Genomic DNA, 14,452 nt, shown 5'->3' with positions numbered 1-14,452 from the left:
GCCCTTTTAGCGACTTTTTCTATAAAAAATATGGATAAATGTACTTATGAGGTCTGTTTATTACTTAACCTTTTCAGGAATAAACCATGATCCTACATTTGTAATATCTTCGTGAACTTGCAGATTGAGAGCTTGAATCTCCTTTTTTAAAAGGGTAGCAATCTCGAATGATTCGGCATAAGCAGAATAACCCGCTTTAATTAGGTCAAGCTTTTCCTGTACAATTTTCCGGCGGTTTAAAATTTTCATGACTCATCTCCCCCTATAGTTTATTCTAGAACATTCGTGACATAAGCCTTTGTTAGTTCTATTCTATACATTAGGGGTGAGAAATGCCAGTAATTTTTAGAAAATTTCAACAAATGTTCACAAAAAACAATTAGATTAAATCAATTTTTAGTAATATCTCCATTGTGGTATCGAAGTAAATGGTATAAACTTGAAGGCGATAATTTTTGTCATCAATTTCATATACCTTATTTTCTATAGTTTGTCGTAATAGCTCTTTATTTCGTGAGACAGTTTCAATGTCTTTCGCAATAAGATGATTAAGGTCTTTTTTTACTGCTGTTTTTAATTGATGGATGGTTAGGCCGGCAAGCTCAATTTTCCTTGTGTCCAAAAATTCAATGTCAATTTCTTGGATTTTAAGCTTACTTTTATTTTGTTCATTTAACTTTTCATAGTCCTCTAGAAGTAATTTTTTTTGATCTTTTAAATCATCTATAGTAGCGATCTGTTCCTCCAAAAGTTGGATTTGCTTTTCCTGTAGGACTCCATACATATACAAAAATACGAACCAGCTTATCAATGCACCCATGAAAACTCCTGCGAAAAAACGTTGCCATCCTGGTTTTTTGTAATAAGGTGGTATTCTCATTATGATACATGCTCCTGGGTGAACCACTGTATAATCATCCAACCTGTTTGTGCTCCACCCATCGCTGAAATGATTAAAAGGCTTTGTTTGAAAATATCCTTCGTTTGTCCTTCAAGAATTCCTCGCTCGAAACTGTTAAATGCATCAAAGGTTCCACCAATGGCAGCAACTAACGCCCAGATTTTTAATTTACCCGCAAATTTAAAAATATAAGTCAACGGGGCATCCCCTGATAAAAAAGCTCCAATTCCACCAATTAGCGCTCCTCCTAATAAAACACCAAGCGCGATAAAATAGCTCTGAATAAAGGCTGGAATAAAACCATCATTGAGATCCAACAAAACCATCTCCTTAAAACAGAATAAACGAAAAAACAAATGTTAGTTATATATATGGACAATCATGACTAGTTATGTTTATCTCTGGATGAACTAAAGAAATAAAACCAAGTTCATATTTATTTGTCACTTAATTTCATTAGTTCTATAATTGATATAAATATTTAATAATATTTTTTAAAAAGGTGGGGTAGCTAGTGTCCTTTGTACATCTTCAAGTTAGAAGTGCGTATAGTTTGTTAAATAGTCCGTCCAAAATAGAAGACCTTGTAAGTAAAGCAAAGGCACTTGGTTATAAGGCAATCGCGTTAACGGATGAAAATGTGATGTACGGAGCAGTCCCTTTTTTTAAGGAGTGTAAAAAACAAAACATCAAACCAATTATCGGGTTAACAGTATCCATTATTGGTGATCAATTGGATAGTGAAGAAACCAACACGTCAGCTTTTCCTCTGGTATTGCTTGCTATTAATAGTGCAGGGTACCAAAACCTCTTGAAAATTAGTAGTATAGTTCAATCAAAATCAAAAGCAGGTATGCCTAAGAAGTGGTTACCCTATTATAGTAAAGGCTTATTAGCCATTTCACCTGGACTAGTAGGTGAAATTGAACAATCCATCTTAAAGGATAATGTTGATGTAGCGAAAAGAGTGATAAATACATATAAGAATATCTTTGGTTTAGAAAATTTCTATTTATCAATTCAGGACCATGGTTTAAACGAACAGCAAATGTTAAATAAAAGTCTAATGGAACTCTCTAAGGAGTTAATGGTAAAGCCTGTAGCAACAAATGATGTCTATTATTTAAATAAAGAAGACTCTTTTGCACATGAGTGTCTCATAGCAATTAAGAATGGTAATAAACTATCAGATGATGATCGAATCAAACTACCTAGTGACCAATATTACATGAAACCTATATCAAATATGGTAGAGTTATTTCGGAATTTCCCAGAAATACTCGAAGAAACATTGAATATTTCTAACAGATGTAATGTAGAGATAGAGTTAGGGAAAACAGCATTACCAAAATATCCTACTCCTATGAATGAATGCTCGAATGATTACCTAGAAAAGGTTTGTACAGAGGGGCTAAGGGTAAGGTTCGGAGAAGAAATTAAAACGAATTATCTTGAGAGACTTACATATGAACTAGATGTTATTAAATCTATGAAGTTTAGTGATTACTTTTTAATTGTATGGGATTTTATGAAGTTTGCACATTCAAATGGGATATTAACTGGACCTGGTAGAGGTTCTGCAGCAGGGTCACTAGTTGCGTATGTTCTTAATATTACAGATGTCGATCCTATAAAGTATCAGTTACTATTTGAACGGTTTTTAAACCCAGAGAGAATCTCCATGCCTGATATTGATATTGATTTTCCAGACAATCGACGAGATGAAGTAATAGCCTACGTTGCTCAAAAATACGGTCAACTACACGTTGCTCAAATTATTACCTTTGGAACTTTAGCAGCTCGGGCGGTACTTAGAGATGTTGGACGGGTTATGGGGATTCCACCGAAGGAAGCAGATTATATATCAAAACAAATTCCATCAAGTTTAGGTATAACACTTAAACAGGCGATTAAAGAATCAAACTCTTTACGCGAGTATATAAGTAGCTCTGAACTTGGTAAAAGACTATATGAGACTGCCATAAAACTAGAAGGTCTTCCTAGACATACGTCCACACATGCTGCAGGAGTTGTTATTAGTGAAGAACCTCTTACTAACTTGGTGCCAGTTCAAGAAGGACATAACGAAACCTATCTTACTCAATATTCAATGGACATTCTTGAGGAATTAGGACTGTTAAAAATGGATTTCCTCGGCTTGCGTAACTTAACGATTTTGGATAATATTCTATCCTACATTCGAAAAGAAACAGGGAAAAGGATCCAATTAAACAACATACCTTTCAATGACGCTAAGACATATGAACTATTGAGTAGCGGGGATACTACTGGGATTTTCCAATTGGAATCAGGAGGTATGAGAAAAGTTCTTGAAAATCTTGAGCCGACTAACATAGAAGACATTGTGGCTGTAAATGCACTCTATCGTCCTGGTCCAATGGAAAATATTCCAACTTATATAGAACGAAAACATGGTCGTGAACAGATTGTCTATCCGCATGAAGACTTGAAAGAAATATTAAAAACGACTTTTGGTGTAATTGTTTATCAGGAACAAATCATGCAAATCGCAGCTACTATGGCTGGTTTTTCATTAGGTGAAGCTGACCTTTTACGAAGGGCTGTTAGTAAAAAGAAGAAAGAAGTTCTTGATGAAGAAAGGGAACACTTTGTAAAGGGCTGCTTAAATAAGGGGTATACTCTTGAAACATCCCATTCAACCTATGATTTAATTGTCCGTTTTGCAAATTACGGATTTAACAGGAGTCATGCAGTTGCATACAGTATCATTTCCTATCAATTAGCCTATTTAAAAGCAAACTACCCACTCTATTTTACTGCAGCATTACTTACAAGTGTGATAGGAAATGAAGATAAGATTTTTCAGTACAGTAGAGAAGCAAAACAAAAAGGTATAAAACTATTACCTCCATCTATTAATAGCAGTAGTTTTCCTTTTACAGTGGAAAAAGGTTACATCAGGTTTAGTTTAGCAGCTATAAAAGGAGTAGGAGTTGCTGCACTAAGAGAAATACTTCAGGTGAGAAAGCAGAAAAGATATAGTGATCTTTTTGATTTTTGTATGAGGACTTCAACAAAAAACGTAAATAGAAAAACACTTGAAATGCTAATCTCTTCAGGAACTTTTGATGAATTTGGGGAGGACCGCGCAACGTTATTAGCGTCATTAGATTTAGCAATAGAACATGCAGAATTAGTTCGGCCAAGTGAAGATGGGCAATTCGACCTATTTATGAATGATGAATTTAATTTAAAGCCTAAATATATTAAAGTTGATCCATTTTCTCCGGAAACTAAACTGAAGTTTGAAAAAGAAGCACTTGGATTCTATTTATCAAGTCATCCGACTACCCCATACGAACCACTATTCAAAAAGATGCTTGCCAAACCTATTGTGGAGCTAGCTCCATCTAAGTTCGATACATCTGTGAAGCTAGGAGTTTATATAACAAATGAACGAACCATTCGTACAAAAAAAGGGGAAGTAATGGCATTCTTAACACTTAGTGATGAATCAGGAGAGATTGAAGCGGTTACTTTCCCAACTATTTATCGAAAGTTTTCTACCAAACTACAAAAAGGTACAGTAGTGTTAGTTGAAGGGAAAATCGAGTTAAGGGACCAAAGGCAGCAGTTAATCGTAAAAAATGTAGTATCTATTGAAGAACTAAAGTCAATGAAAGAAGAATCGTCCTCCTTGTATCTTAAAATTGAACCAATTCATAAAGAAGGATCTACTATACAAAATATACACGCGATTTTAAAAAAGTACCATGGTTCAACACCAGTCATCATCTATTATGTGGATGAGAAGAAAACATATAAGCTACAAAAGGATAGTTGGATAAATAGTAGTGAAGAGTGCCTTAATAGGTTAAAGGAATTAGTAGGAGAAAAAAATGTTGTATTAAAAAAACATTAATCTTTACATAAAACAAAATTATGTTATATTGTAAAGGTATCAGTGTGGTCTGACCACTTTTGGAATTTTTATTTTATGGCTAGTATTTATACAATGATGTAATTTACCTTTTTTAAAATTAGGTTGTGTTAAAGCCTAGTGTAAGTTGACCCACTTGTTGATTTCTGCGGAAAGCGAATGCCTGCAGCAGAAATCAACAGGTTGTTTTACATAGCCTAAAACTATGAGGAGTGAAAATAATGACCCTACGTGAAGAAGCATTACATATGCACCTAGTAAATAAAGGGAAGTTAGAATCAAAATCAAAAGTTCCTGTTAGAAATGCAAAGGATTTAAGTTTAGCCTACTCACCTGGAGTGGCCGAGCCTTGTAAAGCAATCTATGATGATAAAAATAAGGTTTATGATTATACAATGAAAGGTAATATGGTAGCCGTTGTTTCTGATGGAACTGCCGTATTAGGCCTTGGCAACATAGGACCAGAGGCAGCTCTTCCGGTTATGGAAGGTAAAGCAGTGTTGTTTAAGAGCTTTGCTGGTGTTGATGCATTTCCTATCTGTCTAAATACTACAGACATAGATAAAATTGTCGAAACTGTAAAATTACTAGAACCAACATTTGGTGGAGTGAATTTAGAAGATATTGCTGCACCTAATTGTTTTGTTGTTGAAGAACGATTAAAGAAAGAAACAAATATCCCAATCTTCCACGATGATCAACATGGTACTGCAATCGTTACAGTTGCTGGACTAGTGAATGCATTAAAATTAGTTGATAAAAAGATGTCTGAAATTAAAGTAGTAGCAAACGGTGCTGGTGCAGCAGGAATCGCTATTATCAAGCTTTTATATCGTTATGGTGTAAGAGATATTATTATGTGTGATACTAAAGGAGCTATCTACGAAGGCAGACCGTACGGAATGAATTCAGTTAAAGAAGAAGTAGCTAAATATACAAACAATGCACGAGCAGAAGGTTCGCTGCAAGATGTAATAAAGGATGCAGACGTATTTATCGGGGTTTCTGTGGAAGGAGCACTTACTGCAGAAATGGTTTCAAGTATGAATTCGGATCCAGTTATTTTTGCAATGGCTAATCCAAACCCTGAAATTATGCCAGAAGAAGCAAAGGCTGCAGGTGCTAAAGTTGTGGGGACAGGTCGTTCAGATTTTCCAAACCAAGTAAACAATGTTTTAGCGTTCCCGGGTATTTTTAGAGGTGCACTCGATGTTCGTGCAACTCATATTAATGAACAGATGAAAATTGCTGCTGTTGAAGCAATTGCGAGCTTAGTCTCTGAGGAAGAGTTAAGTCCGGATTATGTTATTCCTGCCCCATTCGATGCTCGTGTTGCCCCGGCAGTAGCTGCAGGAGTAGCAAGAGCTGCAATGGAAACAGGAGTTGCAAGAATAGTAGTGGACCCTGAAGATGTGGCAGAAAAAACACGTAAATTATCTATTATAGGTAAAGGCGAGTGATTCAAGAAGGTGACCTCTTCAAATTCGAAGGTATATATTGAAATATTAAAACAAATACGTTCTATCATTGTGGCAGACGGACTTGTTGCCGGAGATAAAATTCCGTCCGAACGAGAGCTATCCGAACGCTTAAAGGCTGGAAGATCTTCTGTACGAGAAGCATTACGTTCTCTGGAACTCCTAGGTATTATTGAGACAAGAAGAGGAGAAGGCACTTTTATAAAAAATTTTGGAGACCACCAGCTTGTTCAAATATTAGGCACGTATATATTAGAAGATGTAAAAGTTAAAAAAGATTTAATTGAAACAAAGTATTTAATTGAACGTGATAGTATTGTTTTAGCCTGCGAGAGAATGAGCGAGAAGCAATTACAAAGTCTTAGTGAACTTATTAATACGACAGAATTTACACGTCATGAGTTTTTTAGCGGAGTGGTAAAGGGAATTAATAACAGTTTATTTCTACGACTTTGGCAAGTGATTAGTGAGTATTTCCTAGTGCTACAAGTCCAAGACCCTACTAAAAATAATAAATCACTCTATCAAGAACTACTTGATGCTTTTTCTTCAAAAAATGTGGAAAAAGCATTACATATCTATGAAAAGCTCGCAATTAAAGAAATTGTCGAATAACGTATGACATGTTTCAACAAAATGTTTGGGCTTGTTTCGTTACAGTAATAGAGAGAGGGAACTAAAGAAAGATTGCTTTGTTCTATTATCTCTATATAGTCCGTAAACTGTAGGGTTGCTATTAAGTAAGGGAGGTTTATGCTTGTTAAAAGATATATTTGTAAAGAAGAAAAAGTATGCTTCTATTCCATCTGAACAGGCAAAGCAAGATGTACCTGAAGGAATAATGACAAAATGTCCAAACTGCAAGAAGATCATGTATACTAAAGAATTAAATAAAAATTTGCGAGTGTGTATGAATTGTGACCATCATCATATGATGAATTCACATGACAGACTCCAAAGTTTACTAGATGAAGGTTCATTCATGGAATATGATAGAGAATTGCTCTCTCAAAATCCATTAGGATTTCCTGATTACCTTGAGAAACTTGAAAAAGATAGAAAAAAAGCTAGAATTAATGAGGCTGTTGTAACTGGTGAAGGTAAAATAAACGGTAACAAAACGGTTATTGCCATTATGGATTCAAGTTTTAGAATGGGGAGTATGGGTTCAGTAGTAGGAGAGAAAATTACGAGAGCCATTGAAAAAGCATCAGAATTAGGTGTGCCTTTTATTATCTTTACAGCCTCAGGCGGAGCGAGAATGCAGGAAGGCGTTTTAAGTTTAATGCAGATGGCAAAAACAAGTTCAGCGTTAAAAATGCATAGTGATAAGGGTGGATTAATCATTTCAGTTATGACTCACCCAACAACAGGTGGAGTTTCTGCTAGTTTTGCCTCTTTAGGAGATTACAATTTTGCAGAACCTGGTGCTTTAATAGGATTTGCAGGTAGAAGAATTATTGAACAAACGATTCGTGAAGATCTACCTTCTGATTTCCAAACTGCGGAGTTTCTTCTTAAGCATGGACAATTGGATGCAGTTGTTCATCGTCAGGATTTGAAAGAAACACTTGCTAATGTACTAGATATACACCAACCTGGAGGTGAGTTGAATTGGTAGGAGAATTGGAATTTGAACGTCCGGTTATAGAATTAAGGAAAAAAATCTCAGAGTTAAGAGAGTTTACGAAAAATACAGATGTAGATTTAACGGATGAGTTAGAGAAGCTAGAAGGTAGACTAGCAAAATTAGAAAACGAGATTTATGGAAACATGAAGCCGTGGGACAGAGTTCAAATAGCACGACATCCAGAACGTCCTACCTCTCTCGACTATATTAAGCGACTGTTTACGAATTTTTTAGAATGTCATGGGGACCGCTACTATGGAGATGATGAAGCAATTGTTAGTGGAATTGCAAAGTATCATGGTCTTCCTGTTACAATAATTGGTCACCAACGTGGGAAAGACACGAAGGAAAACATTCGTCGCAATTTTGGAATGCCTCACCCAGAGGGGTATCGTAAGGCTCTTCGTTTAATGAAACAAGCGGAAAAGTTTAACCGCCCTATCATTTGTTTTATTGACACTAAGGGTGCATATCCTGGGAAGGCAGCAGAAGAGCGTGGTCAAAGTGAAGCGATAGCAAAAAATCTATTTGAAATGGCCGGTCTAACCGTTCCAGTTGTATGCATTGTAATAGGTGAAGGTGGAAGTGGTGGAGCTTTAGCGTTAGGAGTTGGGAATCATATACATATGCTAGAGAATTCCACTTATTCTGTTATTTCTCCAGAAGGTGCAGCTGCATTACTTTGGAAAGATGCTAGTTTAGCAAAGAAAGCAGCAGAGACGATGAAAATTACAGCTCCAGATTTAAAAGAGCTTGGAGTAATTGATGAAATTATCCCTGAGGTTAAAGGTGGAGCTCATAAGGATGTTGAAACACAAACTGCACATATTGACCGTGTATTGAGAGAGTCACTTTCATTATTAACTAAAATGGGGAAGGTTGAATTAGTTAAACATCGTTATGAAAAGTTTAAATCGATTGGTGAATTTCAGAGTACGAATGATTATATAGGTGTACAGTAATATTGCCAAGAACGTGCGATTCCATTATCGGGGCACGTTCTTTTGGTTTTGATACTTAAGAATATTATCTTTCATTAAAGAAACAATAAATAAGTATAAAAACATTCTCAACTACTCTTCACTTTATTGTTGTAAATTTGACACATAGTTTTCTATGTATTCATTTATCACTCTATTGTCTTCAATAATTCTTCATGGTATGTTAAACAATGAATAGTAGCAACGCACTCATGTGAATGCATATAGGAATGTTACATATCGAACTAAATTAACCTGAGGTGAGACTATGAAAAAAATTGGTGTACTAACTAGTGGTGGAGATTCGCCAGGAATGAATGCAGCAATTAGGGCTGTTGTTCGTAAAGCAATTTTTCATAACATTGAAGTATACGGTGTATACCAGGGGTATCAAGGATTAATAAACGGTCAAATTAAAAAGCTTGAACTTGGTTCCGTAGGTGATATAATCCATCGTGGTGGTACTATGCTATATACATCCCGATCTGAAGAGTTTAAAACAGCAGAGGGCAGGCAAAAAGGAATTGAACAACTAAAAAGCCTTGGCATAGAAGGACTAGTTGTAATTGGTGGAGACGGTTCTTATCGTGGCGCAAAAAAACTAACAGAACATGGATTTCCATGTGTTGGTGTACCTGGAACAATTGATAATGATATTCCAGGAACTGACTTTACGATTGGTTTTGATACTGCGCTTAATACAGTAATTGATGCAATTGATAAAATTCGCGACACGGCTACATCTCATGAGCGTACATATGTTATTGAAGTTATGGGTCGACATGCTGGGGATATTGCACTTTGGTCAGGTTTGGCAGGAGGTGCTGAAACAATTCTTATCCCTGAAGCTGATTATGATATGAATGATGTAGTTTCTCGTTTAAAAAGAGGACATGATAGAGGTAAGAAACATAGTATAATTATTGTTGCTGAAGGTGTTGGAAGTGGAGTAGACTTTGCCAAAGAGTTAACCGAAGCAACTCAATTAGAGACGAGAGTCAGTGTGCTTGGCTATATTCAACGTGGTGGTTCACCTACTGCATTTGACCGTGTTCTAGCTAGCCGTTTAGGTGCTCGAGCTGTAGAGTTATTAATAGAAGGTAAAGGTGGACGCTCTGTAGGTATCGAGAATAATAAGCTGGTTGACTATGATATTCTAGAAATTCTTGAAAGACCACATAAGATTGAGGAAAATATGTATCAATTATCAAAAGAATTGTCTATTTAGAATGGGTGTGGAATCGTTTCCACAATTGATAGAGGAGGTAGTTCAAAAATGAGAAAAACTAAAATTGTATGTACAATAGGTCCCGCGAGTGAAAGTGTAGAGATGCTTACAAAGTTAATTGAGGCGGGTTTAAATGTAGCCAGACTTAACTTCTCACATGGTGACTATGAAGAGCACGGGGCGAGAATAAAAAACATTCGAGAGGCTTCAGAAAAAACAGGTAAAACGGTTGCTATACTTCTTGATACCAAAGGTCCAGAGATTCGTACTCATACTATGGAAAATGGGGCAATTGAATTAAAAGAAGGCTCAACAATTATTGTTTCCATGACCGAAACAGTAGGAACGCTTGAAAAATTTTCAATTACATACCCTGGTTTAATAGAAGATGTGAATATTGGCTCAAAAATTTTATTGGATGATGGATTAATTGGTCTAGAGGTTCTTTCAATTGACCACCAAAATCAAGAGATTACGACGAAAATACTAAACACCGGAACCCTTAAAAATAAAAAGGGTGTCAATGTTCCAGGGGTGCAGGTAAAACTACCAGGCATTACTGAAAAAGATACAAATGATATTATCTTTGGGATTGAACAAGGTGTGGATTTTATTGCAGCTTCGTTCGTACGACGTGCTTCAGATGTACTTGAAATTCGTGATCTTCTAGAAAAGCATAATGCCTCAACTATTGAAATTATTCCTAAGATTGAGAATCAAGAAGGTGTTGACAATATTGATGAAATTCTTGAGGTGTCTGACGGTTTAATGGTCGCTCGTGGTGACTTAGGAGTAGAGATACCAGCTGAAGAAGTACCATTAGTACAAAAGGAGTTAATCAAGAAATGTAACGCCTTAGGTAAACCTGTAATTACTGCAACTCAAATGTTAGATTCAATGCAACGTAATCCTAGACCTACACGTGCAGAAGCAAGTGACGTGGCTAACGCTATCTTTGATGGGACAGATGCAATTATGCTTTCTGGAGAAACAGCGGCTGGAAATTACCCTCAAGAAGCTGTTCAAACAATGCATAATATCGCATCACGTGCTGAAACAGCATTACAATATCGTGAAATGCTTTCTACTCGTAGTAAGCAAAGTGGAATTACAATTACAGATGCAATTGGTCAATCTGTGGCACATACTGCTTTAAATCTAGATGTTTCTGCAATCATAACACCTACTGAAAGTGGTCATACTGCTAAAATGATTTCAAAATATAGACCTAAGGCACCTATCATCGCTGTTACAACTAGTCCATCAGCATCTAGAAGATTAGCACTTGCATGGGGAGTATATCCACAAGCTGGAAGCATAGCAACATCAACAGATGAGATGTTAGATATTGCTGTTCAAGAAGGGATACAATCTGGTATCATTACACCAGGGGACTTAGTTGTGATAACTGCCGGAGTACCAGTCGGTGAAACGGGCACAACTAACCTTATGAAAATTCATGTGGTTGGTGATGTGATCGTGAAGGGACAAGGAATTGGTAGAAAAACAGCGTATGGCAAAGCTATCATTGTTAAGTCTGGTGAGGAAGCTAATCGCAAAATGGAAGATGGAGCGATCCTTGTTACTGTTGGAACAGACCGTGATATGATGCAAGCACTTGAAAAAGCCTCTGCTCTGATTACAGAAGAGGGTGGGCTAACAAGCCATGCTGCAGTTGTAGGACTTAGTTTAGGTATACCAGTAATTGTAGGTGTAGAAAATGCTACAACACTTATAAAGGACGGGCAAGATATTACTGTAGACGCGTCACGTGGCGTGATTTACGATGGTCATGCTAGTGTGCTTTAATTTAAATAAATGAACGTTAATGTTTAAAGAGAAGGGATGATCTTTCCTTCTCTTTTTGTTTTTCTAAGCATATAATAGTGGGACAAGAATAATTTTGTTATAAAGAGATTCGGGGGTTAAGACAATGTTTCGTATACTTTTTGCACTGATTATAATTGTTCCGGCATTAGAAATTGGATTACTTGTGTTCTCTGGAAATACAATTGGGGTATGGCCAACCATTCTATTAATAATCGCCACTGGTGTAATAGGAGCATGGTTAGCAAAAAAACAAGGAATAGAAGTTCTAAAAAAGGCACAGGAGGACATATCCTACGGATACCCACCAGCCAATGCTATTATGGATGGTATTTGTATTTTAATAGGAGGAACACTACTATTAACTCCCGGTTTTATAACAGATGCATTAGGATTTTTTCTGTTGTTACCACCTACTAGAAATACCATAAAGCCATTGATTGGAAGGATTATTCAAAGAATGATAAATAACGGTCAGTTTACCATTATTAGAAGATAACATATGAAGAAAAGAGGGGAAGCTCAATGAGTCATCCCCTCTTTTTTTATGCAGATTTATTGTTGATAATAAAGCTCCATAAGTCCCTAAATACCCCAGCAGTACTGAGGGTTTTTATGATTACAAGTAAAACTGGGCCGATAATTAAACCTAGAAATCCAAATAATTTAAAGCCAACGAATAAGGAAATGAGTGTTGCTAATGGGTCTAACCCAATACTTGAAGATAAAATTTTAGGCTCCATAATTTGTCTTTGGACAATGACGATTACATAAAGAACGCCCAACCCTAAGGCTAAATGTACATCTCCACTTAATGCAGAATAGATGATCCAAGGTACAAAGACTAGCCCTGTTCCTAAGTATGGTAACACATCAACTATACCGATTAATAAAGCAATGGTGATTGCGTAATCTACTCGTAAGACAAGTAATCCAATTAAGACAATAACCGTAGTAATAGAAATCAATGTAGCTTGTGCTTTAATAAATCCAAATAAGGCTTTTTGTAGATCAACAAAAACGGTTTTGCCTGACGTACGAGCCTTTACTGGAAGTATTTTTCTTCCGATACCTACTAGACGATCCCAATCCTTACTGATAAAAAACGTAGCTAATAAAGAAAAAATTAGTACTGTTGCAGCGTTTGGAAGCCAACCTAAGAAGTTAGGAATATTTTGTAAGATTGTTTGAATAAATTGCCCAACATTTGTGGCAACTGTTGTCCCGACATTTTGAATATTTTCAATGATGGTATTTTGCTGCCCGCTTTCCAAATTATTAAATAGATTAGTAAGCTGATTATACATAGGAATTACCTGAGCGGTAATTATTTCTTCTATATATACTACTAGCTTCTCAAAATGGGAAGGAACTACATTAGCTAAATAGTTTGCACCTGAAATAATCTCAGCAATCAATAAGGTTAATAAACCTGCAACTATAGCAAAGACCAGTATAAGTGCTATAAAAACAGCTAAGGTTCTAGGCATTTTCCCTTTGTATTGAAGAAAATTAACCAATGGATTAATAATAAAAGCAATAACAAGCGCAATAATAAAAGGATAAGTAACAGTTGATAATAAATATATTGTGATGAGACCAATTACAACGATTGCAAGAACCAACAGGAATCGTAATACACTATATAAATGCTGGATAGTCAAATAGAAAACCTCCTGTCTTAGGGTAATATCCTTATTTTACATTCTTATATAATTTATGGAAAGTACAAACCCTTAATTAGTGACTTATATCATGGTAGAAAATATTTTTATATGGTACGATATAGTAGTTGTAAAATAGGAAGGATGAGTAACTTGTTTAATCAAGCTACCTTATTTTTGCTTGTCTTGTTAGCAATAGGTGTGGTCGGGAAAAACCAATCACTAATAATAGCAGTAGCGGTACTTCTGGTATTAAAGTGGACTGGATTGGATTCTAAATTTTTTCCGCATATCCAAGGTAAAGGCATAAATTGGGGGATTACACTAATTACTCTAGCTGTTTTAGTACCAATTGCGACTGGAGAAATAGGTTTTAAACAACTTGGTGATGCAGTGAAATCACCATATGCTTGGATAGCACTAGCATCTGGTATTGCCGTGGCATTGATTGCTAAAGGAGGAATTCATCTCCTTGCAGATGATCCACACATTACCACTGCTCTTGTATTTGGAACTATTATTGCAGTAGCTTTATTTAAAGGGGTTGCAGTAGGGCCCTTAATCGGTGCTGGAATAGCCTACTTAGCAATGAGGCTTTATAATTTTTTCACATAATATTTTTGTGTTATAATATTTATGGTCTTACTATACCTGTTGTGATTCACAAAAATCTGATAATTAGGTATAATAATAGATAAGATTGCATCCTTCCTACATAGAGCATTTATATGCAATTTTATCCTATACTAGATGTCACCTACTTTTTTGTGGTGTACACTTAATGGACGCTTGTAATTGTAAGCATTTACTTTTTAAAAAATG

The 14,452-nt window shown here is 35.9% G+C and carries 13 protein-coding genes; 9 read left to right on the top strand and 4 right to left on the bottom strand.

Annotated features, from left to right (window positions below):
* Positions 1 to 60 precede the first annotated feature (60 nt).
* From J2Z26_RS13680 to ytrH, 3 genes are all read right to left on the bottom strand, one after another.
* Positions 61 to 249 (bottom strand): YtzJ family protein, encoded by a 189-nt coding sequence (locus tag J2Z26_RS13680; RefSeq protein ID WP_193535772.1) that lies wholly within the window; start codon positions 247 to 249, stop codon positions 61 to 63.
* A 130-nt stretch (positions 250 to 379) separates the two neighbouring features.
* Positions 380 to 922 (bottom strand): sporulation membrane protein YtrI, encoded by a 543-nt coding sequence (gene ytrI / locus J2Z26_RS13675; RefSeq protein WP_193535770.1) that lies wholly within the window; start codon positions 920 to 922, stop codon positions 380 to 382.
* The gene (ytrH, locus tag J2Z26_RS13670) at positions 880 to 1,218 is read right to left on the bottom strand and encodes a sporulation membrane protein YtrH (RefSeq protein ID WP_193470021.1); all 339 of its coding nucleotides are present in this window, start codon (positions 1,216 to 1,218) and stop codon (positions 880 to 882) included. The genes ytrI and ytrH overlap by 43 nt, the downstream gene beginning before the upstream one ends.
* 197 nt (positions 1,219 to 1,415) lie before the next feature.
* Here ytrH and dnaE point away from each other — a divergent pair, with 197 nt between their 5' ends.
* The 8 genes from dnaE to J2Z26_RS13630 all read left to right on the top strand — a co-directional run bounded on the left by dnaE (position 1,416) and on the right by J2Z26_RS13630 (position 12,465).
* On the top strand, positions 1,416 to 4,805 hold the full coding sequence (gene dnaE / locus J2Z26_RS13665) for a DNA polymerase III subunit alpha (RefSeq protein WP_193535768.1): 3,390 nt from the start codon (positions 1,416 to 1,418) through the stop codon (positions 4,803 to 4,805).
* 239 nt (positions 4,806 to 5,044) lie between these two features.
* Entirely contained in the window at positions 5,045 to 6,283 is a 1,239-nt protein-coding gene (ystJ, locus tag J2Z26_RS13660; RefSeq protein ID WP_193535766.1) for an NADP-dependent malic enzyme, read from the top strand.
* Positions 6,284 to 6,292: 9 nt separating this feature from the next.
* On the top strand, positions 6,293 to 6,916 hold the full coding sequence (locus tag J2Z26_RS13655) for a FadR/GntR family transcriptional regulator (protein WP_193535764.1): 624 nt from the start codon (positions 6,293 to 6,295) through the stop codon (positions 6,914 to 6,916).
* Between the two features lie 142 nt (positions 6,917 to 7,058).
* Positions 7,059 to 7,922, top strand: coding sequence for an acetyl-CoA carboxylase, carboxyltransferase subunit beta (gene accD, locus J2Z26_RS13650; RefSeq protein ID WP_193535762.1), 864 nt, complete (start codon positions 7,059 to 7,061; stop codon positions 7,920 to 7,922).
* Positions 7,916 to 8,893, top strand: a complete 978-nt coding sequence (gene accA / locus J2Z26_RS13645) for an acetyl-CoA carboxylase carboxyl transferase subunit alpha (protein ID WP_193535760.1) — start codon at positions 7,916 to 7,918, stop codon at positions 8,891 to 8,893. Before accD ends, accA begins: the two co-directional genes overlap by 7 nt.
* Before the next feature lie 286 nt (positions 8,894 to 9,179).
* Positions 9,180 to 10,139, top strand: coding sequence for a 6-phosphofructokinase (gene pfkA, locus J2Z26_RS13640; RefSeq protein ID WP_193535758.1), 960 nt, complete (start codon positions 9,180 to 9,182; stop codon positions 10,137 to 10,139).
* Between the two features lie 48 nt (positions 10,140 to 10,187).
* Positions 10,188 to 11,948 (top strand): pyruvate kinase, encoded by a 1,761-nt coding sequence (gene pyk / locus J2Z26_RS13635; protein WP_193535756.1) that lies wholly within the window; start codon positions 10,188 to 10,190, stop codon positions 11,946 to 11,948.
* Between the two features lie 124 nt (positions 11,949 to 12,072).
* Positions 12,073 to 12,465, top strand: a complete 393-nt coding sequence (locus J2Z26_RS13630) for an FxsA family protein (RefSeq protein ID WP_193535754.1) — start codon at positions 12,073 to 12,075, stop codon at positions 12,463 to 12,465.
* Between the two features lie 46 nt (positions 12,466 to 12,511).
* Here J2Z26_RS13630 and ytvI read toward each other — a convergent pair whose 3' ends face one another.
* Positions 12,512 to 13,630 (bottom strand): sporulation integral membrane protein YtvI, encoded by a 1,119-nt coding sequence (ytvI, locus tag J2Z26_RS13625; protein ID WP_193535752.1) that lies wholly within the window; start codon positions 13,628 to 13,630, stop codon positions 12,512 to 12,514.
* A 153-nt stretch (positions 13,631 to 13,783) separates the two neighbouring features.
* On the opposite strand from ytvI, the gene J2Z26_RS13620 reads away from it, so the two are divergent.
* Positions 13,784 to 14,245, top strand: coding sequence for a DUF441 domain-containing protein (locus J2Z26_RS13620; protein ID WP_193535750.1), 462 nt, complete (start codon positions 13,784 to 13,786; stop codon positions 14,243 to 14,245).
* Positions 14,246 to 14,452 lie beyond the last annotated feature (207 nt).

It is taken from the genome of Cytobacillus luteolus (genome assembly GCF_017873715.1).
GTDB lineage: Bacteria > Bacillota > Bacilli > Bacillales > Bacillaceae_L > Bacillus_BV > Bacillus_BV luteola.
This window is presented reverse-complemented; position numbering and strand designations above follow the sequence as displayed.